At 57.7% G+C, this 2293-nt stretch carries 1 protein-coding gene; it reads right to left on the reverse strand.

The annotated features are described in order from the left end of the window. A partial coding sequence (locus DFR42_RS29350; RefSeq protein WP_211324414.1) for a beta strand repeat-containing protein occupies positions 1-2293 on the reverse strand: 2293 nt, incomplete at both ends.

A 2293-nucleotide genomic window follows, 5' to 3' on the forward strand; every position in this document is an offset into this window, starting at 1 on the left:
GGTCAGTGATGGTAACGCCAGCAAAGGGAGTAATTGTGGTGGTTTCGGTGACTGTCTGGCCGGCGACGACACCACCGATGACGGGAGCGACATTGTTGCCAGAAACGGTGATGAAGTTGCCAAACAGGTCAGCAATCACCACTGCGGTGGCCGCACCGGTATTCCAGTCTTCCAGCATGCCGATGTTATAGGTGGTGCTGTCGGTGGACGAGTTGCCATCCTTGTTGAGCCTCAGTGCCAGTTGCGCCTTGTCGTTGGCACTCATGGTCATGGTGAAGCTGGTGTTGGAGCTGATATCGACGTTGGCGGTATCGGTCAGGGTGTAGTTGAAGGCACCCTGCCCCAGGAAACGGATACGGTTGGCAGTAATGTCATTGGCCGCACCTGTCAAGGACAGGAAATTGTTGCCTGTGACCACCAGTACACCGGTGGCGACGTTGTAGGTGGCGGAAGTCACCGTTGGTGCCACCACATTGGTGACGGTAATGCCATTACCGGTCAGGTCGGCAATCACAACCGCTGCATCGGCCCCGGCATTCCAGTCTTCGGCGGCGATCAGGTTATAGGTATTGACACTGGTGGAGCTGGTGCCATTCTTGTTCATGATGAGATTGGCACCCAGGCGGTCTGCGGCACTGAGGGTCAGGGTGAACGAGGTGGCGGAGGTGATCTCGACATTGCTGGTGGTGGTGAGGGTATAGCTGGCACCGCCTTCGCCTTGCAGGCTGAATTTATTGGCGACGATATCGTTGTTTGCCCCTGTCAGGCCAGTGAGGCCAGTACCGGTGACGGTCAGCACACCGGTGTTGGCGTTGTAGATAGCCGAGGTCACGGTCGGGACGGCGACATTGGAGACGGTGATCGGTGCAGTGGTGACGGCGATGTTGCCACCGGTAATGACGCTGTCCCAGTCATCGGCTGCGGCCAGGTTGTAAGTGGTACCACCTGTGGATGTTGTGCCGTTCTTGTTGAACAGGGCTTCGACAGCGGCCTGGTCGGCACCGGCGAGGGTCACGGCAAAGCTGGTGGCGGAGGTGACTTCGACATTGCCGGTCGTCGACAAGGTACGGGTAGCTGCGCCTTCGCCTTTGATGGTGAGGGCAGTAACGGTAATGTCATTGGTGGCACCGAGGGTGCTGACGAGGCCTGTGCCTGTGACGGTCAGGATGTGGGTGGTGACGTCATAGGTCGCAGACGTAATCATTGGGGCGGCCACGTTCGAGACGGTGACGGCATTGCCGGTCAGGTCAGCACTCGATGTGGTGGTGGCGTCCCAGGAAGCAGCAGCGGCCAGGTTGAAGGTGGTGGCATCTACGGCGGTGGTGCCGGTCTTGTTCAGTAAGCCATTGACGGCGAGTTTGTCGGCAGCGTTCAGGGTAACTGCAAAGGCGGTACTGCTGCTGGCGGTGACATTGGCGGTGGTTAAGGTATAAGAACCACCAGCCTGACCGACCAAGGATAACTTCGATACGTCAATGGTGTCGCCACCAACGATGTTGACGGCAGTGACCGATAAAACGCCAGTTGCTGCATCGTAGGTGGAGCTGATGATGCTGGGGGCTGCATTGGAAACGGTGATGCCATTGCCAGTCAAATCCTGGATGTTGCCACCGGTGATAACGCTGTTCCAGTCATCGGCAACAGCGAGGTTGTAGGTGGTGGCACTGCTGGCAGACGAGGTGCCGTTCTTGTTGAGCAGGGCATCGACACCACCGATATCAGCACCCGCGAGGGTGAAGGTAAAGCTGGTAGCGGAGGTGATTTCAACATTGCCGGTGGTGGACAGGGTGTAGGTCGCACCGCCTTCACCAGTAATGGTGAGCTTGGAAATGGTGACGTCATTCGTCGCACCGATGGTTTTAACGAGGTTGGTGCCGGTGACGGTGAAGACGTGAGTAGTACCGTCATAGGTCGCTGAGGTGATCGTTGGTGCGGTGACATTCGATACGGTCACGGCATTGCCGGTCAGGTCGGCACTGGATGTGGTGGTGGCATCCCAGGAGGCAGCAGCAGCGAGGTTGAAGGTCGTGGTATCGACCGCAGCCGTGCCATTGTTGTTCAGGATGCCGTTGATGGCCAGTTTGTCGGCGGCGTTCAGGGTTACAGCAAAGGCAGTTGAACTGCTGGCAGTGACGTTGGCCGTGGTCAGGGTGTAGGAACCGCCCTGGCCGGTGATGGACAATTTACTGACATCAATGGTGTCGCCACCGACGATGTTGACAGCGGAGACTGATAAAACGCCAGTTGCTGCATCGTAGGTGGAACTCAGGATACTGGGGGCAGCATTGGAAAC

Origin of the sequence: Undibacterium pigrum (assembly GCF_003201815.1) — a bacterium.
GTDB lineage: Bacteria > Pseudomonadota > Gammaproteobacteria > Burkholderiales > Burkholderiaceae_D > Undibacterium > Undibacterium pigrum.